This window comes from Amycolatopsis mongoliensis, assembly GCF_030285665.1.
GTDB lineage: Bacteria > Actinomycetota > Actinomycetes > Mycobacteriales > Pseudonocardiaceae > Amycolatopsis > Amycolatopsis mongoliensis.
Window position 1 is genome coordinate 8,362,369 of record NZ_CP127295.1, and the last position, 26,672, is coordinate 8,389,040.

The 26,672-nt window shown below is 71.6% G+C and carries 20 protein-coding genes; 5 read left to right on the plus strand and 15 right to left on the minus strand.

Translation table 11 applies throughout. From position 1 onward, the window contains the following. Positions 1–153 precede the first annotated feature (153 nt). On the plus strand, positions 154–1,014 hold the full coding sequence (locus QRX60_RS40080) for a TIGR03619 family F420-dependent LLM class oxidoreductase (protein WP_285996671.1): 861 nt from the start codon (positions 154–156) through the stop codon (positions 1,012–1,014). A gap of 18 nt (positions 1,015–1,032) precedes the next feature. On the opposite strand, the gene QRX60_RS40085 is transcribed toward QRX60_RS40080, so the two are convergent. The 8 genes from QRX60_RS40085 to QRX60_RS40120 form a co-directional block, all read right to left on the minus strand. Beyond that, a complete protein-coding gene (locus QRX60_RS40085; RefSeq protein ID WP_285996672.1) occupies positions 1,033–2,229 on the minus strand; it encodes a GNAT family N-acetyltransferase in 1,197 nt (398 codons plus the stop codon). A gap of 90 nt (positions 2,230–2,319) precedes the next feature. Further along, positions 2,320–3,705, minus strand: a complete 1,386-nt coding sequence (locus QRX60_RS40090; protein ID WP_285996673.1) for a sugar porter family MFS transporter — start codon at positions 3,703–3,705, stop codon at positions 2,320–2,322. Between the two features lie 738 nt (positions 3,706–4,443). Further along, positions 4,444–5,445, minus strand: coding sequence for a zinc-dependent alcohol dehydrogenase family protein (locus QRX60_RS40095; RefSeq protein WP_285996674.1), 1,002 nt, complete (start codon positions 5,443–5,445; stop codon positions 4,444–4,446). Between the two features lie 26 nt (positions 5,446–5,471). Next, the gene (locus QRX60_RS40100; protein ID WP_285996675.1) at positions 5,472–6,173 is read right to left on the minus strand and encodes an HAD family hydrolase; all 702 of its coding nucleotides are present in this window, start codon (positions 6,171–6,173) and stop codon (positions 5,472–5,474) included. Further along, positions 6,170–6,976 carry a carboxymuconolactone decarboxylase family protein gene (locus tag QRX60_RS40105; protein ID WP_285996676.1) on the minus strand — a complete coding sequence of 269 codons (807 nt, stop codon included), beginning with the start codon at positions 6,974–6,976 and terminating at the stop codon, positions 6,170–6,172. The genes QRX60_RS40100 and QRX60_RS40105 overlap by 4 nt, the downstream gene beginning before the upstream one ends. Positions 6,977–7,009: 33 nt before the next feature. Continuing rightward, positions 7,010–7,843, minus strand: a complete 834-nt coding sequence (locus QRX60_RS40110) for an AfsA-related hotdog domain-containing protein (protein ID WP_285996677.1) — start codon at positions 7,841–7,843, stop codon at positions 7,010–7,012. Next, a complete protein-coding gene (locus tag QRX60_RS40115; RefSeq protein ID WP_285996678.1) occupies positions 7,840–9,237 on the minus strand; it encodes a hypothetical protein in 1,398 nt (465 codons plus the stop codon). Before QRX60_RS40115 ends, QRX60_RS40110 begins: the two co-directional genes overlap by 4 nt. Before the next feature lie 321 nt (positions 9,238–9,558). Then, entirely contained in the window at positions 9,559–11,061 is a 1,503-nt protein-coding gene (locus QRX60_RS40120; protein ID WP_285996679.1) for a cellulase family glycosylhydrolase, read from the minus strand. 424 nt (positions 11,062–11,485) lie between these two features. Here QRX60_RS40120 and QRX60_RS40125 point away from each other — a divergent pair, with 424 nt between their 5' ends. Next, a complete protein-coding gene (locus QRX60_RS40125) occupies positions 11,486–12,628 on the plus strand; it encodes a cellulose-binding domain-containing protein (protein WP_285996680.1) in 1,143 nt (380 codons plus the stop codon). Here the strand turns inward: QRX60_RS40125 and mgrA are convergent. Further along, positions 12,625–13,620, minus strand: a complete 996-nt coding sequence (gene mgrA / locus QRX60_RS40130; RefSeq protein WP_285996681.1) for an L-glyceraldehyde 3-phosphate reductase — start codon at positions 13,618–13,620, stop codon at positions 12,625–12,627. The two genes, QRX60_RS40125 and mgrA, sit on opposite strands and share 4 nt — an antisense overlap. Before the next feature lie 34 nt (positions 13,621–13,654). Continuing rightward, a complete protein-coding gene (locus QRX60_RS40135; RefSeq protein WP_285996682.1) occupies positions 13,655–14,848 on the minus strand; it encodes an AGE family epimerase/isomerase in 1,194 nt (397 codons plus the stop codon). Between the two features lie 168 nt (positions 14,849–15,016). Here QRX60_RS40135 and QRX60_RS40140 point away from each other — a divergent pair, with 168 nt between their 5' ends. Further along, positions 15,017–16,078 carry a lytic polysaccharide monooxygenase auxiliary activity family 9 protein gene (locus tag QRX60_RS40140; RefSeq protein WP_285996683.1) on the plus strand — a complete coding sequence of 354 codons (1,062 nt, stop codon included), beginning with the start codon at positions 15,017–15,019 and terminating at the stop codon, positions 16,076–16,078. A 33-nt stretch (positions 16,079–16,111) separates the two neighbouring features. On the opposite strand, the gene QRX60_RS40145 is transcribed toward QRX60_RS40140, so the two are convergent. Beyond that, positions 16,112–17,323, minus strand: a complete 1,212-nt coding sequence (locus QRX60_RS40145) for a LacI family DNA-binding transcriptional regulator (protein ID WP_285996684.1) — start codon at positions 17,321–17,323, stop codon at positions 16,112–16,114. Between the two features lie 173 nt (positions 17,324–17,496). Here QRX60_RS40145 and QRX60_RS40150 point away from each other — a divergent pair, with 173 nt between their 5' ends. Continuing rightward, the gene (locus QRX60_RS40150) at positions 17,497–18,768 is read left to right on the plus strand and encodes an ABC transporter substrate-binding protein (protein WP_285996685.1); all 1,272 of its coding nucleotides are present in this window, start codon (positions 17,497–17,499) and stop codon (positions 18,766–18,768) included. Positions 18,769–18,967: 199 nt separating this feature from the next. Next, positions 18,968–19,492, plus strand: coding sequence for a GNAT family N-acetyltransferase (locus tag QRX60_RS40155; protein ID WP_285996686.1), 525 nt, complete (start codon positions 18,968–18,970; stop codon positions 19,490–19,492). Here the strand turns inward: QRX60_RS40155 and QRX60_RS40160 are convergent. From QRX60_RS40160 to QRX60_RS40175, 4 genes are all read right to left on the minus strand, one after another. Then, a complete protein-coding gene (locus QRX60_RS40160; protein WP_285996687.1) occupies positions 19,489–20,250 on the minus strand; it encodes a GH12 family glycosyl hydrolase domain-containing protein in 762 nt (253 codons plus the stop codon). The two genes, QRX60_RS40155 and QRX60_RS40160, sit on opposite strands and share 4 nt — an antisense overlap. Positions 20,251–20,335: 85 nt before the next feature. Beyond that, positions 20,336–22,132 carry a glycoside hydrolase family 6 protein gene (locus QRX60_RS40165; RefSeq protein WP_285996688.1) on the minus strand — a complete coding sequence of 599 codons (1,797 nt, stop codon included), beginning with the start codon at positions 22,130–22,132 and terminating at the stop codon, positions 20,336–20,338. 31 nt (positions 22,133–22,163) lie between these two features. Then, positions 22,164–23,693: a cellulase family glycosylhydrolase gene (locus QRX60_RS40170; protein ID WP_285996689.1), complete on the minus strand. Its 1,530-nt coding sequence runs from the start codon at positions 23,691–23,693 to the stop codon at positions 22,164–22,166. 10 nt (positions 23,694–23,703) lie between these two features. After that, complete coding sequence (locus QRX60_RS40175) at positions 23,704–26,637, minus strand: glycoside hydrolase family 48 protein (protein ID WP_285996690.1); 2,934 nt, start codon at positions 26,635–26,637, stop codon at positions 23,704–23,706. Positions 26,638–26,672 lie beyond the last annotated feature (35 nt).

Consider the following 26,672-nt stretch of genomic DNA (forward strand, 5'->3'; position numbering starts at 1 on the left):
TCCCGGGCCGGCGCTCCGCTCCCTGCCTGCGCACCAGGGTCGCCTCGATCATCGTTCGAGCGCACCACGACGTTACTCTCCGCGTCCACGTTGCCACTTTTCGCACTCACGGCCGACCTTGAAAACTGAAACACGTTCTAATACGCTCCTCGCGTGGACTACGGAATCGTGCTGTTCACCAGCGACCGCGGCATCACCCCGGCTTCGGCGGCGCGCGCCGCGGAGGCCGCGGGGTTCGCCACCTTCTACGTGCCCGAGCACACCCACATCCCGGTGAAGCGCGAGTCACCGCACCCGCGCACCGGCGACGCGTCCCTGCCCGACGACCGCTACAGCCGCACCCTGGACCCCTGGGTCGCGCTGGCGACGGCGGCCGCGGTGACGTCGCGGATCCGGCTGTCCACGGCGGTGGCCCTGCCGGTGGAGAGCGACCCGATCACGCTCGCCAAGACGATCGCGAGCCTGGACCACCTCTCCGGCGGCCGCGTCACGCTCGGCACCGGGTTCGGCTGGAACGTCGACGAGCTCACCGACCACGGCGTCCCCGGCAACCGCCGTCGCACGGCGCTGCGCGAGTACCTCGAGGCGATGAGTGCACTGTGGACGGAGGAAGAGGCCTCCTACGCCGGCGAGTTCGTCTCGTTCGGCCCGAGCTGGGCGTGGCCCAAGCCGGTCCAGGCGCACATCCCGGTGCTGCTCGGCGCGGGCCCGACGGAGAAGACGTTCCGCTGGATCGCCCGCCACGCGGACGGCTGGATCACCACCCCCGCCAACACGGACCTGGACGGGCACGTGGCTTCCCTGAAGGAGATCTGGGCCGGGGAAGGGCGAACGGGCGCGCCGCGGATCTGCGCGCTCGGCGAGCGTCCCGACCCGGACCGGTTGGCGCACCTGGATTCCCTCGGCGTGACCGAGACGATCTTCGGGTTGCCGGACCGGGCACCGGAGGAGGTCGAGGCCTGGATCGGGCGGCTGGCGGGCAAGCTCGGGCTCGTCACCGCCACCGTCCGCTGACCCCGCCCCGCAGCACCCTCAGAACCAGTGCAGGCAGTGCGGGGCCCGCTCGGCGCGGAAGAGCGCGTCGGCGAGGCCGGCCGCGGCCGGGTGGTGGGCCCGGACGTGCCCGGCCCGCACCAGCGTGCTCGGGGCCGTGCCGCCCAGGTAGACCGAACCCAGGTCGCTCACGTCCAGCGACAGGTCGGGCTCCCGGTCCGTCCGCACGCACTCGGCTTTGCCGTCGCGGACCGTCAGCGCATAGCGGCCCCGCTCGTCGAGGAAGGGGTCCTCGACGTCGAGGACCAGCTCGCCGTCGGCCTCCCAGCCGCGTGTCGTCAGCGCGCGGGGGATGTCCAGCAGCCGCACCCACAGCCAGTCGGTCTCGTCCGAGGCCTGCCCGGCGCGGAAGTCGGCGAACTGCCAGCGCAGCGGGTGCCCGGGCGGGCAGTGCTTGAACACCACCTGGGTGATCAGGTCGTGGTCGAGCGCGAACCGGGCCAGGGCCGTCGCGACGGCGTCGTCGGCCGTGATCGTCTCGTCGACCGTCAACGTGCCGGAATCCAGCGAGTAGCTCGCGTACCCGTCCGGGACGCCGGCATCGTCCCGGTGGACGGCGACGTACCGCGGCGCCAGGGAGACCGGCGGTTGCCCCGCACCTGCGTCCCACCAGCGGTGCGGCCGGGACAGCGCGCCGGGCCGGGCGCGGCGGTACCGGTCGTAGACGTCTTCCAGGACGTCACCGCACTCGGCGCGCCGCAGCACCTCGATCGAGCCGGGTGCGGCCACCTCGCCCGCGCGCGGAGACGCGAAGGCGGCTCGGTGCCGGGACACCGTCAGCCGCTCGGTGTAGGTCGCCGGTCCGTAGCCGAACCGGCGGTAGATCCCGGCCTCCGAGGCCAGCAGCACGGACAGGGCCTCGCCGCGGGCCCGGACGTCGGCGAGCTGCTGCCGCATCAGCGCGCTGAGGACCCCGCGGCGCCGGTGCGAAGGCAGGACGCCGACGGCGGTCACCCCGGCCACCGGGACTAGGATCTCCCCCGGCAGGGTCAACTCGAACGAGTACGCGGCGGCGGTGCCGACGGCCCGCCCGTCCGGTGCGACCGCGAGCAGGCCGCGGTCCAGCTCCATTGCCGAGAACAGCGCGTCCGGGGTTTCCGGGAAGCGCCCGAACGCGGTGTACAGCGTGCCGGCGAAGACGTCGCGGTCCTGCTCGGTCGTGGGGCGGATCTCCATCCGGGCACAGTGCAGCCCCGGCCGCGGCCGGGGCAAACGAATTACGGCGGGACACGGACGCGTCCGTGCCCCGCCGCGGTACCCCCGGGGTCAGCTCTTGGCCGCGACCCCCTGCCGCGCCCGGAGGTCGAGCTCGATCTGCTCCAGCGAACGGCCCTTCGTCTCCGGCACGAGCCACTTGGTGAGCACGAAGAGCACCACGTTGATCCCGGCGAACAGGAACATCGAGCCGCCGATGCCGAGCGACTTCGGGTCGGAGATGATCGGGAACACCGCGCTCACGATGCCCGTCGCCGCCCAGAGGACCACGCTGCTGACGCCCATGCCCGCCGCGCGGAACTTCAGCGGGAACACCTCGGACATCATCACCCAGACGACCGCGCCCCAGCCGAGTTCGTAGCCGACCAGGTACAGCACCATCATCACCAGCATCAGGATGCCGCGCGTGCCGGTGTCGTGGACGTTCAGCACCACGAGCCCGGCCGCCACCAGCGTGATCACCATGATCACGTTGCCGATGAGCAGCAGCGGCTTGCGGCCCCAGCGGTCCACCACGAACACGACCCACGCGGTGAACAGGAACTTCGTGACACCCAGCAGCACGCCGGACAGCAGCGCGGCCTGCGTGGCGAAGCCGAGGCCGATCAGCATCGTCGGGAAGTACGCGTTGATCGCGTTGACCCCGCTGAACTGCTGGCCGACCGCGAGCAGCAGGGCCACCACCAGCATCGGGCGCACGAACCCGGAGAACAGGTCGCGCAGGCGCGGCTTTTCCTCGGTGTCGAGCCGGATGACCTCGTTGATGGTCTCGATCTCTTCGTCGAGGTTCACGGTGTTGCCGTGCGCGCTCGCCAGGACCCGCCGGGCTTCCTCTTCCCGGCCGTTCTTCACCAGCCAGCGCGGTGTCTCCGGCAGGAACACCAGCCCGACGAGCAGGAGCGCCGCGGGCGCGATCGCGCCGGCGAACATCCAGCGCCACGCCGAGATCGGCCCGAGCCAGTAGCTCACCAGGAACGCGATCAGGATGCCGAGCACGATGAAGATCTGGTTCAGCGCGCCCATCGCGCCCCGCAACCGCGCCGGGGCCAGCTCGGACAGGTACGTCGGCACGGTCGACGACGAAAGGCCGATGCCGAGCCCGATGACCAGCCGCGAGATCACGAGCAGCGCGAACGTCGGCGAGAAGGTCGCCGCCAGCGTGCCGACGATGACGATCGCCGCGGCGACCTGGATCGTGCGGCGGCGGCCGAGGGCCTCGTTGGTGCGGCTGGAGAACAGCGCACCGACGATGGCACCGACCGACAGGCTGGCGGTGATCACGCCCTTGTCCCAGCTGGTCAGCGCCCAGAGTTTCCCGATGAACGGGAGTACCCCGGAGATCACGCCGAGGTCGTAGCCGAACAAGATGCCGCCGAGCGCACCGAAAAAGTACAAGGTGGTTCGGCTGATGTGCCGCGCCGGGGCTGTCTGCGTCATTGCCGGGTCGCCTCTTTCGTAGGTCCAGTCCAGCCAGCGGCCACCACACTCACACGCTTGAAAAAGCCGGGCAAGACAGTCGTTGATAACGATTCAGAAACGTGATCACCGTTCACATATGTGATACCGGTTGGCGCACAACGTTGCTCCGTCCGCCGCGCCCTCCTATCCGGCCGTGAATCAGTACACAATGGACACGAGAACGGCGACCCGGCGGTTCGAACAATCCACTGTGGACATACGCGCTCGGTCGGGCGCTCGCGAAGAAGAGGCGACGAGCGGCGAGGGCGTCGGCGACGGGGCCCGCCGCGGGTATGGAGGGCCCCTGCCCGGCGCGGGGATTCGAGAGACGCGCGCCTGCGGGAACCGGGCGCCGGCGGGCGGGCACGCGTCCGAGCTCACCGCAGGTCGGGGAAACGGTGAGCCCGGACGTGGCCGCCGGACCCGTTCGGGCGGGTGTCTCGGCGGCGCAGGCGGGAAGGAGGTTTCAACCCACCCCCAGGCGGTTGAAACCTCCTCCCCGCGCCCCCAGTCCCGGGCAGCGGTCCCGAGCATCCGCAGCCTGCTCGGGTGACGTCCCGGTGACTATCACTCTCCCGGTTGCGGTCACCGGCCGCCATTCCTGTCGAAAGAGGACTTTCTTCACCCCGCTCAGCGCGCTGAGCTGCGAATACGCCACCGCAGGCGGTCAGAAATACCCAGGCGGCCGGGCAAAACTTACCCCGGCGCCGCGGCGCCTCAGGCGCTCTCCAGCACTACCTTCCCCACGTGGGTGCCGGACTCGACGTGCTTGAGAGCGTCGGCGATCTCCTCGAAGGCGAAGCGGCGGTCGATCACCGGCCGGAGGCCGCTGTGGCCGATGGCCCGGTTCATGGCCTGGAACGTCTCCCGCGACGCGTTCGTGAGGCCGCGCAGCGTCAGCTGCTTGACCAGCACGAGCACCGGGTCGGCGGCACCTTCGTGGGTCAGGACGCCGGCGACGCTGACGTGCCCGCCGGACCGCGCGGCGAGCATCGACTGGCCGATCGTGCCCCCGCCGCCGACGTCGACGACGTGGTCGACGCCGCCGCCGGTCAGGTCCGCCACCGCCACGCCCCACTCCGGCGTCGTCGCGTAGTTGATCGTCTCGGAAGCGCCGAGCGCGCGCAGCCGGGCCAGCTTCTCGTCCGAGCTGGACGTCGCGATGACGCGGGCCCCGCCGAGCACGGCGAACTGCAGCGCGAACGTGGACAGCCCGCCGCTGCCCAACGTCAGCACGGTCTGGCCCGGGGCCACCCGGCCCTCCTCGACGATCGCGCGCCATGCCGTCACGCCGGCGCTGGGCAGCGTCGCGGCTTCCGCGAAGTCCAGGTGCGCGGGCACCGCGACCAGCGCTTCCTCGGCGAAGACGGCGTACTCGGCGAGCACGCCGTCGAGCGTCCCGGCCAAGTCGTCAGCGGTCTTCTCCGGAGTGCCGGGACCGGAGAGCCACTTCGGGAAGTACGTCGCGGCCACCCGGTCGCCCGGGGACCATTCGCGCACGCCGTCGCCGACCGCGACGACTTCGCCGGCGCCGTCGGACAGCGGGACGACGCCCGGCTTCACCGGCTTCGGGTAGAAACCCCGGAGGATCATCAGATCGCGGGCGTTGACCGCCCACCCGCGCAGCCGGACCAGCACCTGGCCGGGACCGGGTTCGGGGACGTCACGTTCGATCAGGACGAGCTCGGCGCCGGGACTCGGCAGGGAAAAGCTCTTCACAGCGGCTCCAAGGGTGCGGGAACTCCTCAACGGGGCCAGTGTGTCGAAGACGCGAGCTCCGCGTCGACGGTCTCCAGAAGTTCCGGCGTCAGTTCGGCGAGCGAAGTCGCGAAGTGGCGGACGCCGTACCCGGCCATGAACTCCCGCTGCCGCCGGTGGGCCGGGCTGCCGGGGAACCCGACGAACCCGGCGCCGTGCGCGCGGGCGTCCTCGGCCACCCGGCTGACGTCGTCGACGAACACGATCTCGTCGAATCCGACGCCGAGCACGCGCCGGGTGATGTGGTCGACGCCCGGCCGGTGCTCGTTGATGCTGACGTAGGGCACTCGAGGGTCGAACAGCCCGGCGAACTCGCCGAGGTACCGGTCGAAGGTGTGTTCTCGGGTCCGGCCGCCGTAGCAGACCAGCCGGAGAGGCAGCGCCGAGAGCGCTTCCAGGCAGGCTCGCACGCCCTCGGCGACGCGGATCGGGTGCTCGGCCAGGTACTCCTGCCGGGCCGCCCACAGCTGCTCGAGCGTCTTCTCCGCCGGCTGGTCGAGCCCGCACAGGCGGGTCACCTTCCCGGCGACGACGATGTCGCGCAGCCCGATCACGTCCCGCTCGGCCGCCGCGTCGTAGACCCCGCCGTGCGCGCGGACGAACCGGGCGATCATGGCCAGGTAGGTGTCGTCGACGAGCACACCGTCGCAGTCGAGCGCGACGGCTCGCAGCTTCCGCAGCGCGGTCACCGTTGCGCGAACACTTCGCGCGCGGCGGCGATGGCGTTGAGCGCGGCCGGGAAGCCGCAGTAGAACGCCAGGTGCAGGATCGTCTCGATGACGTCCTGCTCACTGCCCCCGACGTTGAGCAGACCGTGGATGTGCACCTTCAGCTGCGGGAGTGCGGTACCCAGCGCGACGCACGCGGCGACCGTGACGATCTCGCGGTGGCGCAGGCTCAGCCCTGGCCGGGTGTAGAGCTCGCCGAAGGTGAACTCGATGATGGAGGTGGCCAGGTCGGGCGCGATGTCCGCGAGCGCCGCGACGACCTTCTCGCCGGCCTCGCCGTCGACGGCCTTCATCGCGGCCAGGCCCCGCTCGTAGCGGTCCTCGATGCCGGCCCACGGCACGTCGGCGGGCGCGCCGGACGGCGGTGCTTCGGCCGGCAGGCTCTCGAACAGGGTCTTCAGCTCCGCCAGGGCGTTGAGCGTCGCGGGGAACCCGGCGAACGAGCTGACCTGGATGACCGTCTCGACCAGCTGGCGGCGGTCGCAGCCGACGGTGAGCGCGGCCTTGGCGTGGAAGCCCAGCTGCGAACCCGCGTAGCCCAGCGCGGTGAGCGCCGCGACCGTCACCAGCTGCCGTTCCGGCAGCGGCAGGCCGGGCCGGTGGTAGACGTCTCCGTAGATGAACCCGACGCACTGCTCGCCGAACTCGGCCTCGCCGATGCTCGCGAACAGGTCCAGCACAGCGGGCCGCTCGGCGCCGCCGAGACGCTGGATGAGGTCCAGGCCCTGGGCAAAGGACGCGGAGCGGTCCTGCGCTTCCGACATCGCGGTGTCTCCCCTTCCGGTGTGGGTTCCGGCTCACCCGAGGTAGGCCCGGGTGGCCTGGTCTGCCTTGCGGCGCTCCAGGGCATCGATGCGCCCCTGCGCGATCATGGCGTACTCGATGACGGCGGTGGCGACCGTGCGGCCGTGCTGGCGCACCGCCGTCGTGGCGCGGAACTTCAGGTTGGCCTCACGGCCGAGATCCGACTCCTCGATCAGCGACTCGACCGTGGCCGGCAACGGGAAGAGGAAGTCCTGGAAGGACAGGTCGATCCGCTTCCACACCCCGGCGTACCCCGCCGGGCCCAAGCCGGGACGGACCGCCGTCTCGAACTGCGCTATGCAGATCTGCCGCATCGCCTCGACGATCACGATGCCCTGCACGTGCTCGCCGGTGTGGTGGTCGAGGATCAGCTCGTTGTCCCGGTGGATCCGGAGGTCGGCCCGGCAGTGGCCGGACGCCGGGGCGTGCACGCCGGCCAGCAGGACGTTCTGCGGCCGGTCCTTGTGGACGGTCCCCGCCCGCGCGACCGGCGGCCGGAACGCGTCCGGGTCGGCCAGGCGCACCGGTGCGCAGCCCTTCTCGGTGGCGGCCTCGATGAGGTCGCGGTCGGTCCCGTCGACACCCTGTCCGGCGTGCACGACCCACTGGCCGTCCCCGGTGTCCGGGCCGAGTGAGTCGATGAGCGCCAGCAGGCCCGTCATCGTGAGCACCTGGTCGCCGCGGGCGAACCGGTCGAACCGGTCGGCGATCACCACGACGTCGCGGTGGGTGCGGCCGGCACCGGCCGGTGGTTCGCCGGTTCCCGGGCGCGCGTCACCGCCGGGGTGCCCGCTCCGCCGCTGCGTCCGGGTCGGGTCGGGCGTCACAGCCCCGCCGAGGCACGGGCTTCGAGGAGCGCCTCGGCGAGGTGCCGGGCCGTCGCCGCCGTTCGCCAGCGCGGGCCGGCCAGCTCGGCGGCCAGCACCTTGAGCATGGCGTGCACCATGTCCGGCTGCTTCGCCACGTCGGTGGCGAGCAACGGCTCGACCTGCGCGGCCGCGCCTTCGAGATCGTCGAGCCGCAGGTGGGCGCGGCCCGTGTCGATCCGGATCATGGGTTCCATGGCCTCCCAGCGGCTCTCCAGGGAAAGCTTTTCGTAAGCCTCCCGCGCGGTCGTGAACTCGCGCAGCGCGGCGGGGGCCTGCCCGACCGACAGCAGGGAGGTACCGGCCATGTAGTGGCGGCGGTCCTTCGTGATGTTGAAGAACCGGTCTTCGCCCCCCGCGTCGAGGTCCGGGTCCTCGATCGAGGTCCAGCGGGCGATGGCGTCCAGCACCTGCTGCTCCGCCTGCACCGACGACCAGCCACGGGCCTCCGCGAGGATCAGCGGCGCGTCGGTGATCCGGTCGCCCACCTGGTAGTTGAGCCCGTCCGCGGCGAGCTTCGCGGACTCGACACCATTGCCCGACCAGAACGCGACGCGGGCCTGCGACGTGCGCACCCAGCGGCGGGCGAGGTAGTCGTCGGCGTACTGGGAGTAGAGCCACGCGACCGAGTTCAACCGACGGGAGAACGGGTACCGCCCCAGGTCACCGGCGATCCAGGCCATCATCGCGCTGCACTTCGCCCCGATGAGCAGCAGGTCCTGCGTCTGCTTCGGACGTTGGCGGCCCTTCAGCAGGGTCGCGACCCGCTCGTCGACGACGGCGAGCTGGCCGAGGACGGCGTCGGGCGCGGTGCGGGTGTAGGCGTTGCCCAGGAAGCCGAGGTCGGACCACAGGTCGTCGAGCTGGAGGTCGTCGACGTTGGTCGTGGTGAGCAGCATGGCGTCGTCCAGGGCGGCGCCGCCGATCTCCGCGTGCGGGACGGCTTCGACGCGGGCCGGACACGCCGGCCCGGGTTCCGGTGCGGTCGCCGGCGTCTCGGTGTCGGCGTGGTACTCGGCGAGGTCCTTGGCAGGCAGCTGCTCGAGGTCGCGCAGCCCCAGCAGCGACTTCCAGCTGGTGCCGTACACCCGGGCGAGCACGCGCAAGGCGGCGACGGTCGGCCGGACGCCGCGCTCGGGCCACTGCTCGTACTCCCAGATGCGGGTACCGCGCATGCCCGCGCGAGGGTCACCGGTGACGGCGTTGTACTGGTGCGCCGCGACGTCGAGCGAGAGCTCCGACGCCAGCCGCCACGCCGTGCGCGGCGGGATGCCGCATTCGACGATCAGATTTTCCGCCACCCGCGCCGGCATCGCCCCTTCGGAAAACCCCAAGGCGGCCAGCCGGTCGCGCAACTGTGCACGGTACGGCTTACTGCCCGGTTTGGCCTGTCGACTCATCGTTCATCCAACGATTCGCGGAGTACGGGTGCACGGAGACGACAGTACCGCAGCGTGACCGCAGGGGCCCAGGATGTGACGAACGCGCTTGCCGAGGGGTGAGGGGGCGGTGCCGGCCGACCTGGGGGTTGCCGGCCGACACCACGAAACCGGCCGCCGCGGGGGCGGCCCGTAGGGGGTCAGTATGCCCGTGCGGAGGCCGGAGCGCAGCCCCTCGGGCCGGTCCGGACCCCGAACAGGGGTGGCGGGGCCGCCCCGGTGGTGAGCCGGCCCGGGTCAGCCTGCCGCGAGGAAGTGGGCGCGGATGCCCGCACCGAACGCCGTCGGCGTGCCGTCGTAGGCCGAGATCAGGGCCGGGCCGGTGCTGCAGTTCCAGGTGTTCCAGGTCCAGCCGAGGTAGGACGCCTGGTGCCGGTCGAGCCAGTCCATCAGGCCGGTGACGTAGCCGCTCGCGCAGTCGTTCTCGCCGATCTCCCCGGCCACCAGCGGCACGGCCGCGGCGACCGGCGCGAGCTGGCTGTCCCAGCACGACGACGAGCTGCACGTGTTGAAGTTGTACGAGTGCCAGGACGCGACCAGGTTGCCGGCCGGGTCGCTCGGCTTGTACTGCAGCCACCCGGTCAGGTCGTTGGAGTAGGCGAGCCCGCCGAGCATGAGCACGTTGGTGGCGCCGGTCGCGCGCACCGCGTTCACCAGCGTCTGCATGCCCGCCACCGGGTAGCCGATGCCGGAGCAGGCGGAACCGCCGTCACGCCAGCACGTCCAGGCCTGGGCCGAGCCGGACACCGCGCGGTCGAGGTAGGGCTCGTTGAACAGGTCGAGGATCGTGGCGTTGTCCCCCTTGAACGTGTTCGCGACCGACGTCCACAGGTCCACCGAGTGCTCGGTACCGGTCATCGGCTTCTGGCAGGTGGCGTTGACGTCGCTGCACGCCGAGGAGTTGCCCGTGTAGCCGCCGTGGGTCCAGTGCAGGTCGAGGATCGCGACCACGCCGTTCTGGTGCAGCAGGTCCACATAGGACTTGAGGGCGGCGCGGTAGGTGGCGCCGGCGTACCGCAAGTCCACATTGGACAGTCCGAGCCAGCAGTCCTCGTTGAAGGGCACGCGCACGACGTTCGCGTGCCAGCTCTTGATGGCGGCCACCGAGGCCGCGTCCATCGGGCCGTCGAAGAGGCCGGTGCCCTGCACGCACGCGAACTCGCCGCCGGAGCGGTTCACCCCGCGCAGCGTCACCGGGGTGCCCGCGGTGTCGGCCAGCCGGTTGCCCGAGACGTGCAGCTGGGGCGCGCCACCGGGCGGCGTCGGCGTTGTGGTGGTGGGTGTGGTGGTGGCCGGGGTCGTCGGGGTGGTGGTCGGCGGCTGCGTGCCCCCGCACGGCTCGCCGTTCACGCTGAACGACGTCGGCGCGGCGTTGGTCCCGCGGTAGCCGAAGTTCGCACCGGCGGTGACCGAGGCGTTCGGCGCGATCGTGCCGTTCCAGGTCGCCGGGGTGACCGTGATCGTCGGGCCGGACTGCGCCCAGGTGCCGTTCCAGCCCTGCTGGAGCTGCTGGTTGCCGGTGTAGGTGTAGCTGATCCGCCACCCGGAAAGCGGGGCCGTGCCGAGGTTCTTCAAGGTGAGGTTGGCGGTGAAACCGCTTCCCCAGTCGTTCACCGTGTAGCCGACCTCGCAGGCCGCCGCCGCCGACGCGGGCGACGGGGTGCCCAGCGTGAACGCCGTCGTCGCGCCGACGACGGCGAGCGCGCTGACGGCGCCGAGCAGTGCTGGTCCGGAACGCATCGATGACTCCCTTGGTCCTGAACAAGATTCGTGAGAGCGCTCCCAGCAGCGCTGGACAGTACCCGGCACCCCGCGACGCTGTAAACCCCGGAGCGATCTTCGGCAGGAATTCCCGGAATCCACTCCAACGGCGGCATCCGGGGGCACCGGCCGGTGGCGCAGCGCGACCACGGGATGCTTTGCCTCCCAACGGCTTCGGCCGTTCAGGAGCGTTCAGTTCCGGCCGGGCCCGACCGATGCCCCCGAAAACGGACCACCGGGTCGAGCCGCGTCCCGGTCGCACTTTACAACGACGACACGGCGGGTTACCTTTCCGGCGGCTGGAAGCGCTCCCATGCCAGGTCGCCTCGTCAGAACGCGGCCACCACCCAGGGGCGCCGAGGTGCGAACCCCGGCGCCCCTGTCCGCGTCCCGGGAGGCCCCGATGCACAGGTTCGCCGCCGCCCTCGCCGGACTCTGCCTCGCCGCCGCCGGCACCACCGCGGTCGTCACCGCCGGGCCGGCCACCGCCGCGGCGGCCTGTTCGGTCGGCTACCGCGTCAACCAGTGGCAGACCGGGTTCACCGCCGAGATCACCGTGACCAACGGCGCCACCGCACTCACGTCCTGGGCACTCACCTGGCACTACGCCGGGAACCAGTCCGTGACGTCGGCCTGGAACGCCACCGTCCGCCAGTCCGGCACCACGGTCACCGCGGAGAGCCTGCCCTACAACGCCGCGCTGCCCGCCGGCGGCACCGTCTCGTTCGGCCTGCAGGGCACGTACAGCGGGACCAACACCGAGCCGGCGGACTTCGCACTCAACGGCGTCGCGTGCGGGGACCCCGCTCCCCCGGCGACGACCACACCGACGACCCCGGCCACTACGACGTCCGCTCCGCCACCCGCCGGATGCGCGGACGCGACGTTCTGCGACGACTTCGAGCAGCAGACGGGCAGCACCCCGGCCGGCCGCTGGACCGTCGGCGCGGCGAACTGCCAGGGCACCGGCACGGTCACCGTCGACCCCGCCGTCGCGCACTCCGGCACCCGCTCGGTCAAGGTCACCGGGGGCGGCGGCTACTGCAACCACGCCTTCTTCGGCACGAGCGTGCCCGGCTCCGGCGTGGTGTACGGCCGGTTCTGGGTGCGCCACACGACCCCGCTGCCCGCCGGGCACGTCACCTTCATGGCCCTGCGCGACACCGCGGATGGCGGCCGTGACCTGCGGGCCGGCGGGCAGAACCGGGCCCTGCAGTGGAACCGCGAGTCCGACGACGCGACGCTGCCCGCGCAGAGCCCGGCCGGTGTCGCCCAGAGCGTCCCGCTGCCGACCGGAACCTGGTCCTGCTTCGAGTTCGAGATCGACGGCGCCGCCGGGCAGCTGCGGACGTGGCTGGGGGCCGCCGAGGTCCCCGGGCTCGTCGTCGACGGCGTGCCCACCGCCGACGTCGACCAGCAGTGGCTCGGGCGGGCCTGGCACCCGGCGGTGACCGACCTGCGCCTCGGCTGGGAGAGCTACGGCACCGACGCCGACACGATCTGGTTCGACGACGTGGCCGTGGGCACCGCCAGGATCGGCTGCTAGGCCGCGACGATCCGGTCGATCTCGGCCAGCTCGTCGTCGGAGAACTCGAGGTTCGCCGTCGCCGCGACGGTGTTCTCGAGCTGGGCGACGCTGCTGGCCCCGATCAGCGCGGACGTGACGCGGCCGCGCCGCAGCACCCACGCGATGGCCAGTTGCGCCAGCGTCTGCCCGCGCCGCTTCGCGACGTCGTTCAGCGCCCGGATCGTCGCCAAGGTCTCCTCGGTGAGGCGGTCGCGGGTGAGGAAGGGGCTGGCCCCCGCCGCGCGCGAGTCGGCCGGGACGCCGTCGAGGTAGCGGTCGGTCAGCAGGCCCTGGCTCAGCGGCGAGTACGCGATGGAGCCGACGCCGTGCTCGTCGAGGACGTCCTGGAGGCCGTCTTCCACCCAGCGGTTCAGGATCGAGTACGACGGCTGGTGGATCAGCAGCGGCGTGCCCAGCTCCTTCAGCGCGGCGATCGCGGCTTCCGTCTGCTCCGGCGAGTAGTTGGAGATGCCCGCGTAGAGCGCCTTGCCCGACCGGACCGCGGTGTCGAGGGCACCCATGGTCTCCTCGATCGGCGTCTCCGGGTCCGGGCGGTGCGAGTAGAAGACGTCGAAGTGGTCGAGGCCGGTGCGCGCGAGGCTCTGGTCCAGGCTGGCCAGCAGGTTCTTGCGCGAGCCCCACTCGCCGTACGGGCCGTCCCACATCAGGTAGCCGGCCTTCGACGACACCAGGATCTCGTCGCGGTACGGGCGGAAGTCGGCGGCGTAGTGCCGGCCGAAGTTCGCCTCCGCCGCGCCGGGCGGCGGGCCGTAGTTGTTGGCCAGGTCGAAGTGCGTCACGCCGAGGTCGAACGCCCGGCGCAGCACCGCGCGCTGGACGTCGAGGGGCTTGTCGTCCCCGAAGTTGTGCCACAGGCCGAGCGACACGGCGGGCAGCTTCAGCCCGCTGCGCCCGGTCCGCCGGTACGGCATGCCCGCGTACCGGTCTTCGGCGGCGACGTAAGGCGACATGGTTCTCCTCGTCGGAAGGGGGTTCCCGGGCAGTCTATCCGCGGGTGATCAGCGCGCCGGCGAACGACGCGGCGGGCGGCAACGCGGGCAGGAGCGTCGCCTGGTAGGCGTGGTAGATGTCCGGTTTGCCCGCCCAGACCGCTGCCGCGGGCCGGTTCTCCGGGTCCAGTTCGTGGTGCCAGGAGCCGAGCTCGCGGTCGACGAAGCACGCGTCGGCGTGGGCGCACCACTCCCCGAACCGGTCGAGGTAGACCGCCTCGCCGGTCTCCTGGTGCAGCGTCCACGCGGCGGCGATCGCTTCCGCCACGACCCAGTGCAGCCGGGTGCGCACGACCGGCGTCCCGGCGAAGTCGGTGGTGTAGACGAATCCCGGCCGGCCGTCGACGGCCCAGCCGTGGCGCACCGCCGTCGCGAACAGCGCCTCCGCGTCCGGTACCAGCCACGCCGGCGCGTCGCTCCCGAGCGCGCGCTTGAGGTGCACGGCCAGCCTGGCCCACTCGAAGAGGTGGCCGACGGTGGCGCCGAACGGCCGGAACGGGTGGGCTGGCTCGTCCCGGTTGTGGTCCAGCCGCACGTGCCAGCCCGCGTCGTAGTGCTCCGGGAGCAGCCAGCCGTGGGCGCGGGCTTCGCCGTGCACCAATTTGTCCACAATGGACAGCGCGCGGGTGGCCCAGACGCGGTCGCCGGTGACGTCGGCGGCGGCCAGGAACGCCTCGACCGTGTGCATGTTCGCGTTGGCCCCGCGGTAGTCCTCCAGGTCCGTCCAGCCGCGGTCCCAGACGTCGGCGACCCGGCCCGGGCCCGGTTCCCAGAACCGGCGCTCGACCACTTCGAGCACCTCGGCCAGCAACGGTTCCGCGCCCGCGGCACCGGCGGCGGCAGCGCTCGCGGCCGCCAGGACGACGAAGGCGTGTTCGTAGGCGCGCTTCTCTGACAACGTTGTCGTCGCGTACCAGCCGCCGAAGTCCGGGTCGCGCAGCGGGCCGGTCAGCGCCGAGACACCGTGCGCGACCTGCGCTCCGGCGTCGGCGCCCTGCAGCGACGCGAGCGCGAAGACGTGCGTCATCCGGCAGGTGATCCAGGTTTCGACGGGCCGGTCGAGGACCGGCCGCCCGGCCTCGTCGAGCCAGGCGAAGCCGCCGGCGGGGTGGGCCGCGCGAGCGGCGAAGCCGAGGAGCCGGGCGGGTTCGGCGCGCACCCAGGCGGGAACCGATGACGGACTGTCCACTCTCTGCCCTTCTCCACGGCCGGCCCGGTGATCGGCTGCCTCCGCCAACGTAGGCCACGACGCCGCCGGCGGTCACCGCGGGATGTTCCGGAAGTGACCGCCACCGCGTATCCTGATCGTGAGAGCGCTCCCAGTCTTCGACGCACGCTACCCGACGAAGGGACAGACGTGACCAGGAGACGAAGTACGATCCTCGCCGCCGTCACCGTGCTGCTGGCGAGCTTGACCGCGATCCTGCTGAACACCGGCACGGCCGAAGCGCACGGCGCCATGATGAAACCGGGCAGCCGGACGTTCCTGTGCTGGCAGGACGGGCTCAGCTCGACCGGCCAGATCATCCCGCAGAACCCGGCCTGCGCGGCCGCGGTGGCCACCAGCGGCGCCAACTCGCTGTACAACTGGTTCGCCGTGCTGCGCTCCGACGGCGCCGGGCGCACCCGCGGCTTCATCGAGGACGGGAAGCTGTGTTCGGGCGGGAACCCGGGCTACGCCGGGTTCGACCAGGTCGGCGACTGGCCGCTGACCCACCTGACCGCCGGGGCCTCGTTCGACTTCTCGTACAACGCGTGGGCCGCCCACCCGGGCTGGTTCTACACGTACGTGACGAAGGACGGCTGGGACCCGTCGAAGCCGCTCACCTGGGATTCGCTGGAGGACCAGCCGTTCCTGACCGTGGACCACCCGCCGGTGACCGGCCAGGTCGGCACGGTGGACGGGCAGTACAAGTGGACCGGCGCACTGCCGGCGAACAAGTCCGGGCGGCACATCATCTATTCGGTGTGGAAGCGCTCCGACAGCGCCGAGACGTTCTACGGCTGCTCCGACGTCACCTTCGACGGCGGGCACGGTGAAGTGACGGGCGTGCACCAGCCGGGCAGCCCGACGACCACGCCGACGACGCCCACGAGTCCCCCGCCGACGGGCGGCGCCTGCATGGCGATGTACGAGGTCACGAACGCCTGGAGCGGCGGCTACCAGGCCACGGTGACGGTGATGAACCACGGCACCACGGCCTACCGCGGCTGGCAGGTGGGCTGGACGCTGCCGGCGGGCCAGACGATCGGCAGCGTCTGGAACGGCACGCTGAGCCAGTCCGGCTCGGTGGTGACGGTCCGCAACGCCGACTGGAACGGCCAGATCGCGCCCGACGGGTCGACCACGTTCGGGCTGGTGGTGAACGCGACGGGGACGAACCCGGCCCAGCCGTCGCCGACCTGCCAGGGCACCTGAGTCGTCCCTTGTGGACGGCAGCACCGGCCCCGCTCAGCGGGCGGGGCCGGTGCTGCCGCGGGTGATCAGCCGCGGCCGGGAGGCGCAGACGTCGCCGACCTCTTCGCCGGCGATGAGGTCTCGCAGCATCGACGCGGCGAGCGCGCCGAGCTCCGGCAGGGGGCGCCGGATCGCGGAGAGAGCCGGGCGGAGGAGGCGGCAGAGTCCGGAGTCGTCCCAGGAGACCACCGAAAGGTCGCCGGGCACAGCGAGCCCGAGTTCCCGCGCGGCGACGAGCGCGGCGACGGCGAGGGAGTCGGTGTCGCAGAGGAGGGCGGTGGGCCGGGGGCAGGCGAGGAGGACGTGCCGGACCGCGTCGGCGGAGGGTTCACTGTGGACGGTCGCGGCCCGGTTTCCGAACCCGGCGCGCGGGTTTGCGCCGGGCGTATCGCCGGAGCCGCCGCTCCACCCGGCACGACGATTCCCCGCACTCGCGGCGGTCCCCCAACCGATGGCCCGATATCTCGCACCTGCGGCCGGACCGGCGCTACCCGGGTCCCCGGCACCGCCGGCCCCCACCCCCGGCCCCGCACCAAGGCCGCCGGAGCGATCCCCGGCGCGCGCCGCCGGCCGCGCGCTCCCACCCCCGCCGGCTCCCGCGGCCTCCGCACCCGCCAACCCCAGCCGTCGCGCTTCGGCCCTGAACGCCTCCTCCCGCTCCCACGGGTCCGCGAACGCCGCCGCTCCCGGGATGCGGACCACGTGCCGGTGTCCCAGCGCGGCCAGGTACTCCAGTGCCTCCGCGGCTCCCGCGGCGTCGTCCACCCGGACCGACGGCACGCTCAGCCCGCCCGGCCCGCCGAGCACCACCGCCGGCAGGCCGATCCGCACCAGCTCCGCCGCGTGGTCCGGCTCCGTGAGCAGCACGCCGTCCACCTTCCGCTCGGCGCGCCAGCGGCGGTAGACCGCCAGCGACGCGTCGAGACCGGCGGCGACCTGCAGCAGCAGCTCCGGCTCGAACCCGTCGAGCAGAGCCGGGAAGAACGCCTCGGACGGCCCGTCGAGGACCAGCCCGATCACCCCGGCCCGGCCGCCGGACAGGGCCCGCGCCGTGCTGCTCGGCGACCACCCCAGCTCCCGGGCGATCCGCGTGATCCGGTGCCGGGTCGCCTCCGACACGCCCGGGCGGCCGTTGAGCGCGTAGGACACCGCGCCCTTGGACACGCCGGCCTCCCGCGCGATGTCGGTGATCGTCGGACGCTTCATCGCCCTCCTTCCCCACGGGACTCCAAAGAGGACTCCACACGGGAAAACCCGTCCGTGTCCGCCCGGGCACCCGCCGTCGCGCACCTTGACACCCGCCGCCCCCGGAAACGACACTCGCTCCGGGAGCGCTCCCAATCACAAGGGAGTGAATCGCGAGTGGGGAGTGCGTGCGCATGAGGCTGATCCGAAGACGGCTGGCCTTCGCCGTCGCCGTCGTCCTGCTCGTCCTGACCGGCGGCTGCGGCCCGAGCACGCCCGAGCGCATCACGCTCACCCTGGCGACGTTCGGCGAGTTCGGCTACGACGACCTGATCCCCGGGTACCGGTTCACCCACCCCGGGATCGACGTCCGCCAAGTGAAGACCGAGCAGGGCGGCCCGTACCACCAGGACCTGCTGGCCAAGCTGCAGAGCGGGCAGGGCCTCGCGGACGTCCAAGCCGTCGAGGAAGGCCACCTCGCCGACATCCTCGCGCAGTCCGGGAAGTTCACCGACCTGGCCGAAGCCGGGCCGCCCGACGTCAAACCGGGCCGGTGGCTGGAGTGGAAGTACGAGGCGGGCCGCAGCAAGGACGGCAAGCTCGTCGGCTACGGCACGGACATCGGCCCGCTGGCGATGTGCTACCGCAAGGACCTCCTCGAGGCGGCCGGGCTGCCGACCGACCCCGGTTCGGTCAAGACGATGTTCGCGACCTGGGACAGTTACTTCGAGGCCGGCGAGAAGTACGTCAAGCGCTCGAAGGGCAAGGCGTGGTTCGACTCCGCGGCGCAGAACTTCAACGCCATGGTCAACCAGCTCCCGGTCGGCTACCTCGACCGCGAGGACCGTTCGACGCTCGAGACGAACACCGCGCTCCGCGGCGCCTGGGACCAGGTCACCACCGCCGTGCAGCAGGGGCAGTCGGCCGGGCTGACCGCCTTCGCCGACGACGGCAACAACGGCCTGCGCCTCGGCGCCTTCGCGACGAAGGTCTGTCCTTCGTGGATGCTCGGCGTCATCGAGCAGCAGGCCGGGATCGGCAACGCCGGCAAGTGGGCGATCACCGACGCGTTCCCCGACGGCGGCGGCAACTGGGGCGGCTCGTACCTCACCGTGCCGGCCACGAGCGAGCACCCGAAGGAGGCCGCCGCGCTCGCGGCCTGGCTGACCGCGCCCGAGCAGCAGCTGCACGCCTTCCGGGCGAGCGGGAACTTCCCGAGCCAGGTCGACGCCTTCACCTCCCCCGACCTGCTCAGCGAGATGAACGGCTACTTCGGCGGCGCACTGAGCGGGCAGGTCTTCGTCGCCCAGGCCCGCAAGGTCGGGAAACCGCAGTACAAGGGGCCGGGCGACGGCAAGATCCAGGAGACGGTGGTCGCGCCGGCGCTCAAGGCGGTCGAGCGCGGGGCCGACCCGGCCGCCGTCTGGCAGCAGGTGCTGATCGGCGTGCACCAGGTGGTGCCCTGACGGCCCGGCCGGTCCCGGGGCCGGGCACGGAGATTCTGGGAAGGACACCCGGCGAGCTCCTGTCGATGGTCTGGGCACAGTGGACCGGATCAGCCGGTGGCGAAGGTTCCCGGTGGCGGTCCGTGGCGGCGGAACCGCCGCGTCCGGTCCGGCCCGAAACCCGCTCGCGCGCCGCTCCCCCGTACGGCACCCTGAGCCCGTGACGACTCCGGACCTCACCCCGCTCTTCGGCCACGCCGTCCGCCACCCGGGCCCGGACGACCACCTGCCCGTCCTCGCGGTCCTCGACTCCTGGTGGGGCGGCCTCGGCGGCGACGAAGGCTCCCGCCAGCGGGCCCTGCTCCTCCCGAAGCTGATGTTCCAGCACTTCACCGGCAGCAGCTTCCTGGTGACCGGCGACGACCGGATCGTCGCGTTCCTGATCGGGTTCCTCTCGCCGTCCCGGCCGGCCGAGAGCTACGTCCACTTCGTCGGCGTCGACCCCGCCGAGCGCGGCAAGGGTCTGGGCGCCGCCCTGTACGAACGCTTCTTCGCCCACAGCCGCGCGCACGGGCGGACCACCGTCCGCGCCATCACGTCACCGGTGAACAAGGGGTCGCACGCCTTCCACACCCGGATGGGGTTCGTCACCGAGCCCGGCCCGAAGGAGGTCGACGGCCTGCCGGTCCAGCCCGACTACGACGGGCCGGGACTGGACCGGCTGTCCTTCCGGAAGGACCTCTAGCCCGACACGCTGAACGAGCGCACGCCCAGCCCGGTCTGGCCCTGCCAGGGCTCGAACCCGAACTGGACGCTCGTCAGGTACCAGGCGTCGCTGATCTTGCCGCGGTTCACGCCGTCGCGGGTGAAGTCGGACAGGGAGACGTCGAGGCTGTCCGTGCCGGAGTTCCGGACGTACGAGATCACGTTCCAGCCGATGTTCCCGAACCAGACGGTCCACGTCGCGCCGGCGAGCTGCGCCGTGCCGATCACGCTGCCGACCGGCTGCGGGGCGCCCCGGTGGTTGCCCCAGATCATCACCTCGGCCCCGGTGTTCTGCCCCGCCGGGTTCGGCGCCGGGTCGTACCAGACGTCGTAGGCGGCGTCCCACTGTCCCGCCTGGACGGTCGTGTAGTCCACGTGGGACGTCAGCGCGCCGAGCGACCGGACCTGCCGGGGCAGGCCGCTGCCGCTGCTGCAGTTGCCGTAGTGGCAGCCGGCGTAGACGGACGGGTAGCTGCCCGGGGCACCGTTCGTCGGCCGGTTGTGCGACGCCGTGGTGACGGTGAACCCGGTGGTGGACACCGAAAGGCACTGGGTCGTGTCGTCGCCCCAGTTGTTGTTCTGCACGATGTAGCGGCCGCCCTGGATGCGCAGCGAGCCGTACTTGTCGCACAGCTGCGTGTCCGCTGCCGCCGGCGGGGCGGTCAGCACGACACCGCCGGACAGCAGCACGGTCGCGGCTCCGAACGACGCCAGTGTGGCTCGTAGCCGGTTCTTCATGGGAGCTCCTCTGTTCGAAGGGACGGGGTGGGGGCCCGGGCCGGACGGCGGCTGCGCGGCACCGTCCGGCCCGGGTGGTCTTGCCTTACTGCACCGGCGGGTAGGCGTTCTGGACCAGTTCCTCGAACTGGGCCTGGAACCACTTGCCGGACAGCGGCGAGTTCGGCAGGGCGCCGGTCAGGTTGCCGCCGTTGGCCTGGTCGCTGCCGTGGTAGGTCGGGTCGCACATCCGGTCGAAGCCCTTGCCCTCGTCGTTCGGGATCTGCGAGCTCGCGCCGTCGGACTCACCCGGCGGCTTGATCCAGACGTAGGCGTCGAAGTGCGCCGCGGGCGACGCGGTCGGCCGCGTTCCCAGCCCGGCCCCGCTCTGGTTGCACCAGTTGCCGCGGTGCAGCCGCCGGTCGATCCGGCCGGAGTTCACATAGCTGTCCACAGTGGACCCCGAGGCGCCGCTGGGCCGGGCCGCGCCGCCCCAGCCGTTGCGGGAGGTGTCGATCAGCATGCCGATACCGCTGGGCAGGCCCGCGGAAACGAACGCGTTGTACATCGCCGTGGCGTACGGCACCTCGGAGAAGTACGGGTTCCACTGGTAGAACGTCGCCGACTTGAGCTGCTGGCCGCCGACGGTCAGGTTCGGGTCGGGCAGGTTCGGCTCGGTCAGCGGGGTGTAGTTCGCGGTGTCGCTGATGAAGCCGTCGATGCTGTTCACCCCGGCCGTCGTCCCCTGCAGCGTCTGCTTGACCAGGTTGACGAACGGGCCGAAGTTGCTGTCCCAGCCCAGCCACGCCGAGTGCGCGATGTCCAGGTAGTTGTAGACGTTGGAGATCGCGTGCAGCTTGTTCAACGCGTACTGGATGCCCTGGGTGTACACCCCGGTGGACTGCGCTTCGGCGCACTTGGCCGTGGCGGTGTTGGTGATCAGGTTGGGCAGCGAGTCCGGTTCGACGACCGCCACGACCCGCAGCGGCGCGTACTTCGCATCGGACAGGATCGAGGCGATCGCGTCGATGTACTCGCTCTTGTACCGCGCCAGGCCGTTCTGGCCGGCCTGCAGCTCACCGTTGGACGCCAGCGCCGCGCAGTCGCGGTTCGGCAGGTCGTAGACGACGATCTGGATCGTCACCGGCGTCCCGCCGCTCTGCTGGGCCAGCGCGGCGTCGAGGTGCCCGCGCAGGCCGCGGGAGTCGGCCGTGCCGGCGATCGCGGCGATCCGGTCCAGCCAGACCGCGGTCGAGGTGTTCGCCACCTTGGCCATCTGGGCACCCAGCGTGCCGCCCTTGGCCGCGGCCGCGGCGGTCACCTCGGCCGACCAGTCCGGGTTCACGTACCCCTTGGCACCCGCGTACGGGTTCTCCACGTGCGTCCCGGGCTGGGTCGGCGTGGTCGGTGTCGTGGGGGTCGTCGGGGTGGTGGGCGTCGTCGGGGTGGTCGGCGTGGTGGTCGGGATCGTGCCGCCGTCGCAGTGGACGCCGTTGAGCGAGAACGACGCGGGGATGTCGTTCGTGCCCGAGTACGAGCCGTTGAAGCCGAAGCTCGCCGTCGCGTTCGACCCGAGCGCGCCGCCCCAGGACGGGTTCTTCGCGCTCACGTGCTTGCCGCTTTGGCTGAACGTGGCGCTCCAGCCCTGCTGGACCTGCTGGTTGCCGCCGAAGTCCCACTGGACGTCCCAGGAGGTGACGGGGTCGCCGAGGTTGGTCACCGCGACGTTCGCGGTGAACCCGGTGTCCCACTGGTTCACCGTGTAGGTCACCTTGCAGCCGGCGGCGGCGACCGCCGGGCTGCCGCCGGCCACCACCAGGCCGGCCACGACGGCCGCGGCCGTCACCGAGGACGCCACGGCGAGCCGTGACTTCCTCCTCGCGGACCAGAATTCACTCTTCATCGAGTGTGCTCCTTCGTGTTCGGTGGGCGGGTCAGGTGGTGCACGCGGTCGCGCCGACGGCGAAGCCGCCGGGCGAGCCGGTCGAGGCGCCGGTCGCCTGGAAGCCGATCGACACCGAGGCGCCGCCGGCCAGGTCCGGCGCCCAGGTGGGAGCCTTCGCGGTGGCCTGCTGGCCGGACTGGGTGACGGTCGCGCCCCAGCCGCCGGTGATCTGCGTCCCGGACGGCACGGTCCAGCCGAGCGCCCAGGACTTCATGGCCGCGCTGCCGGTGTTCTTCAGCGTCACGGAGGCGACGAAGCCGCCCTGCCACGCGTTGTCGACGTGGTAGGTGACCGCGCAGGAGACCGCGGGCGGCGGGTCGGTCGGGCCACCGCCCGAGCCCGTCGGCGGGATCAGGTACGGCTGCAGAATGGCCTGCTTGGCCTGGTTGACCGTGGTCCAGTCGTCGTTGAGGATGCCGCCGGTGTCCCCGGAGTTGGGGTTCCACGACCAGTACGTGAAGCTCATCCCGGTCGGGCCCGTCCCCGCGTACTTCATCAGCTCCTGCAGCCAGGTCTTGTCGCGCGGGTCGGCGAGCGTGGTGCCGAACTCGCCGAGCAGCACCGGTGCGATGTTCTGCTTCTGCAGGTAGCCGAAGAAGTGGTCCCACAGCGCCGGCAGGTTCGCCGGGAACGACGGGTCGGAGAACCACGGCTGGGCGAACACCGACGTCGCGTACTCGTGCGCCGAGTAGACCAGCTTGTCCGGTTTGGACAACCGCACCGGGAACTGGCGGGCGCCGGAGAGGTTGCCACCCCACCAGCCGCACTGCGGGTCGCCGGTGCCGCTGACGCAGTCGACGCCCTCGACGATGACCAGCCAGTCCGGGTTGGCCGCGAGCACGGCGTTCCCGCCGCGTTCGGCGGCCAGGCGCCAGTCGGTCGCGGTGTCGCCGCAACCCCAGCACGCGCCGCCGCCACCCTGGATCGAGTGCGGCTCGTTGTGCAGGTCGGCGCCGATCACCGTGGTGTTGCCCTTGTAGTGCTGGGCGAGCATCGTCCAGTCGGACAGCCAGCGGCTCTCCGGGTACGCGCTGGTGTACCAGAGCGGGGACTGCGCGCCGGAGTCCGGCCGGTGCTGGTCCAGGATCACGCGCATGCCCTTGGTCCCGGCGTACGCGATGATCTTGTCGAGCACCTGCAGCCCGGAAAGCCCCTGCAGGTCGGGGTTCTGGACGGCGTCGATGCTGTTCGGCTTGACGCCCGGGTCGAAGAGCTGGTTGGAGTACGGCAGCCGCAGCGTGTTGTAGCCGAGGCCCGCCATCTGGTCGAGCATGTCCTGGTAGTTGCGGCTCCAGAGGCCGTGGGGCGAATAGTTGCCGGTCTCGGCCCCGAACCAGTTGATGCCGGTCATCCGGACCGCGGCGCCGGTGGCGTCCACGAGCTGGGAGCCCGAGGCGTGCCAGTAGCCGGTGCCGGTCCCGGCGGCTTGGGTGGCTTGCGGGGCCGCGGTGGCCGGGGACGCCGTGAGAACGGCGCCCCCGACCAGTGCGGCGACCGCGAGTGCGAGCAGTCGCTTCATCGAGAGCCTCTCAGCCGAACAGGACGACGTGCGCGGCGAACGCCGTGGCGATCTCCGACTGCGCCCAGAACCGGTGGTAGGTGAACGTCGGGGCGGCGCCACCGTCCAGGTAGGACTGGACCTTCGGCCACTGCGGGTCGCTCTTGTAGAAGGAGCGGATCGAGGTGAACGTCGAGCCGGAGTTGATCGGGTCGCCGTTCGGCATGGTCCCGGTCCAGCCCGTCGGGACGTACAGCCCCTGGTCCGTGGTGGCGTTGTAGGTGTCGTCGAACCGGTTGTAGTCCGTCCGGGTCTCCGGCACCGCGATGCCTTGGGCGTCCGTGTTGGCCGACAGCGCGGTCAGCAGCTGCTCCCCCACGGTCTTGGCCTGGGCGTTGCCCGAGCCGGACGCGTAGTAGAGCAACGTCTTCGAAAGCGAAGCCGCGACACCGACGTCGCTGCTGTAGTTCTTCACCGTGACGTGCAGCCCGGTGTTGCTCCCCGGGCTGGTGGCGTTCCAGGTGTCCGGCGCGCCGCTCCAGGTCAGGTCGGACGGGACCTGGAAGCTCCCGCCGGAGCCGACCGTGGTGCCCGCGATCGCCCACGGGACCCACTTGTCGAGGATCTTCTTGGCCCGGGCGTCCTTGGTGGCCTGGTAGTACTCGGCGATGCGTTCCATGCCCCAGGTCTGGAAGCCGAACCACTGGTTGCTCGGCGGGTCGTGCCAGACCGGCTGCTGGTCGTAGAACATGCCGTAGAACGTCGGCGTGCCGGCGGGCGGCGTGCCGTACTGGCCTTCCCAGCTGTTGGTCGCGCCACCGGCGAGACCGCCTTCGGACGACTGGAGCCACTGCAGGAACTCCATCTGCCGGCCGAGACTGGTCGCCCAGTCCTGGGCACCGGTCGCCGACGTCACCTTCAGGCCCGGGTCGGTCGACAGCGCGTACGCGGCGAGCGGGTTCTGGTAGCCCTGGTGCGCCGCACCGTCCCCGATGCGCCACGCCCAGGCGTTCTGGTCGAGCGAGCCGCCCCAGGCGTAGTACCAGGAGACGAGGTAGTGCTCGCTGTCCTTGCCGGTGCCGGCCGCGCAGGTCGACGCGCCGACGCAGTTGCCGATCTTCTTGAAGTACTTGTCGAACAGCGAGTACCGCAGGTAGTCGCCCATCTTCGACGCCTTCTTGACGACGGCCGCGACGTCGGCGCTCTTGCCCTGCGCAGCAGCCCACTTTTCGGCCTGGAAGGCGACCTGCACCGCGCGGGCGTCCGCGTCCGGCGCGTCGGTGTACTTCCACTGCTTGGCGTAGGCCGAGTCGCCCGTGAACAGGTCGAGGTACCCGTTCTTGCCGCCGAACTTCAGCGTGTCGCAGCTCGGCTGGGTCACCGTCTCCCAGACCGACTCCTGCGAGCCGCGCTGGAAGGTGTTGATGAACGCGGGCGCGGTGTTCGTGCCGTCCTCGCAGTGGCCGAACTTGTAGATGTTGTCCACGTCGAGCAGCCAGTGCATGCCGTAGACGTCCGGCGAGCCGTAGGCCGCCTTCAGCTCCGCCGCGATCGGGTCACTGCCGACGGAGACACCGGACTGCAGCTGCGACGGGTAGGACTTCGGGCTCGGGTACTCCGCCGCGTAGGTCGCCGGCTTGCTCGCGTTGTAGCCGGAGTTGCCGCTCTGGTCGGCCGCCGACGGGATCGCGTACGTCTCGATCGAGGTCCAGGCGGCGTTGAACGGCGCCCAGTCCCCGGTGATCTGGCCGTACGAGGCCTCGAGCCACAGGTAGTAGCTGAAGGCCTCCGACGTCGTCTCGTGGCCGTGGTCCGGCGCCTCGACGATCAGCGTCTCGATCGAGTGGTAGGGCACCAGGATGGTCCCGAACTTGCGGAAGTAGCCGTTGTTCGGGTCCTTGATCTTGTTGTACTGGGTCAGGAACGCGAGCTGGTAGTCCGAAGTGGACGACGAGATCTCGGTGGCCGTCACGGTGGCCGCGGTGTACCCGCTGCTGCTCGCGGTGAAGGTGGCGCTGCCCAGCGCCCCGCCGTTGTCGGCGCTGGTGATCGTGACGTTCTGGGCCACGTTCCAGTTCGCCGCGGTGAAGGTGAGGCTGGCGGGGCTCGCGGTCAGGTCCGTGCTCCCCGCCGTGCGGGCGATCGCCACGGTCACCGGCGCGGACGGGGCGCCGGCGAGGGTGACCGCGAACGTCGTCGTCCCGCCCTGCTTGACCTGAGCGGTCGCCGGGGCGGCGACGATCGTGGGTCCGGAAAGAACCTTCACGCTCACCGGGCTCGACGTCGTCGAGGCGTTCTTGTTGTCGTAGGCCTTGGCCGTGATCGAGTACGTCCCGGCCGGGACGTTGGCCCAGCTGCCTTCGAACGGCGCGGACGTGTCGGTGGCCAGCAGCGTGTCGCCGGCGTAGAACTCGACCTTGCCGACCGTGCCGTCGCTGTCGGCGGCCGTCGCCGCCAGGGGGATCGTGGCCGGGGCGTAGTAGGTTCCGGTCGACGCCGGCGAGGTCAGGCTGACGGTGGGGGCCTTGTTGGCGCCGGTGCACGCGGAGCCGTTGACGGAGAAGTCGGTGGGCGGGCGGTTGGCGGAGCCCTTCGAGCCGTTGAAGCCGAACGACGTGCTCGCCCCGGTGTCCAGGTGGCCGTTGTAGGAGAGGTTCGTCGCCGTGACCGCGGCGCCGGTCTGGGCGAAGGTGGCGCTCCAGCCCTGCTGGACCTTCTGGCCGTCGAGGAAAGTCCAGCCGACCTTCCAGCTGTCGAGCGGCGCGCCGTCGTTGCGCAGCGAGACGGTGGCGGTGAACCCGGTGTCCCAGTCGTTGGTGGTGTAGGTGACGGAACAGGCGATGTCGGCGCCGAGCGCCGGGGGTGGGGCGACCAGCGCGGCGGTGAACGCGACCGTGGCCGAGGCCAGGGCCACCGCGCGGCCGCGCAGCAGGCGCGATCGGCGCCATCGGGGAGAGGAACGCATGGCTGCGGAACTCCTTTGTCCGTAGGGAGCCAGCG

What these genes read in the sequence shown, in the direction of transcription:
- QRX60_RS40165 (WP_285996688.1), bottom strand. Translation starts at nt 22,132, where the DNA reads ATGAAGAGTGAATTCTGGTCCGCGAGGAGGAAGTCACGGCTCGCCGTG.
- QRX60_RS40170 (WP_285996689.1), bottom strand. Translation starts at nt 23,693, where the DNA reads ATGAAGCGACTGCTCGCACTCGCGGTCGCCGCACTGGTCGGGGGCGCC.
- QRX60_RS40125 (WP_285996680.1), top strand. Translation starts at nt 11,486, where the DNA reads ATGCACAGGTTCGCCGCCGCCCTCGCCGGACTCTGCCTCGCCGCCGCC.
- mgrA (WP_285996681.1), bottom strand. Translation starts at nt 13,620, where the DNA reads ATGTCGCCTTACGTCGCCGCCGAAGACCGGTACGCGGGCATGCCGTAC.
- QRX60_RS40175 (WP_285996690.1), bottom strand. Translation starts at nt 26,637, where the DNA reads ATGCGTTCCTCTCCCCGATGGCGCCGATCGCGCCTGCTGCGCGGCCGC.
- QRX60_RS40145 (WP_285996684.1), bottom strand. Translation starts at nt 17,323, where the DNA reads ATGAAGCGTCCGACGATCACCGACATCGCGCGGGAGGCCGGCGTGTCC.
- QRX60_RS40150 (WP_285996685.1), top strand. Translation starts at nt 17,497, where the DNA reads ATGAGGCTGATCCGAAGACGGCTGGCCTTCGCCGTCGCCGTCGTCCTG.
- QRX60_RS40160 (WP_285996687.1), bottom strand. Translation starts at nt 20,250, where the DNA reads ATGAAGAACCGGCTACGAGCCACACTGGCGTCGTTCGGAGCCGCGACC.
- QRX60_RS40085 (WP_285996672.1), bottom strand. Translation starts at nt 2,229, where the DNA reads ATGGAGATCCGCCCCACGACCGAGCAGGACCGCGACGTCTTCGCCGGC.
- QRX60_RS40120 (WP_285996679.1), bottom strand. Translation starts at nt 11,061, where the DNA reads ATGCGTTCCGGACCAGCACTGCTCGGCGCCGTCAGCGCGCTCGCCGTC.
- QRX60_RS40090 (WP_285996673.1), bottom strand. Translation starts at nt 3,705, where the DNA reads ATGACGCAGACAGCCCCGGCGCGGCACATCAGCCGAACCACCTTGTAC.
- QRX60_RS40105 (WP_285996676.1), bottom strand. Translation starts at nt 6,976, where the DNA reads ATGTCGGAAGCGCAGGACCGCTCCGCGTCCTTTGCCCAGGGCCTGGAC.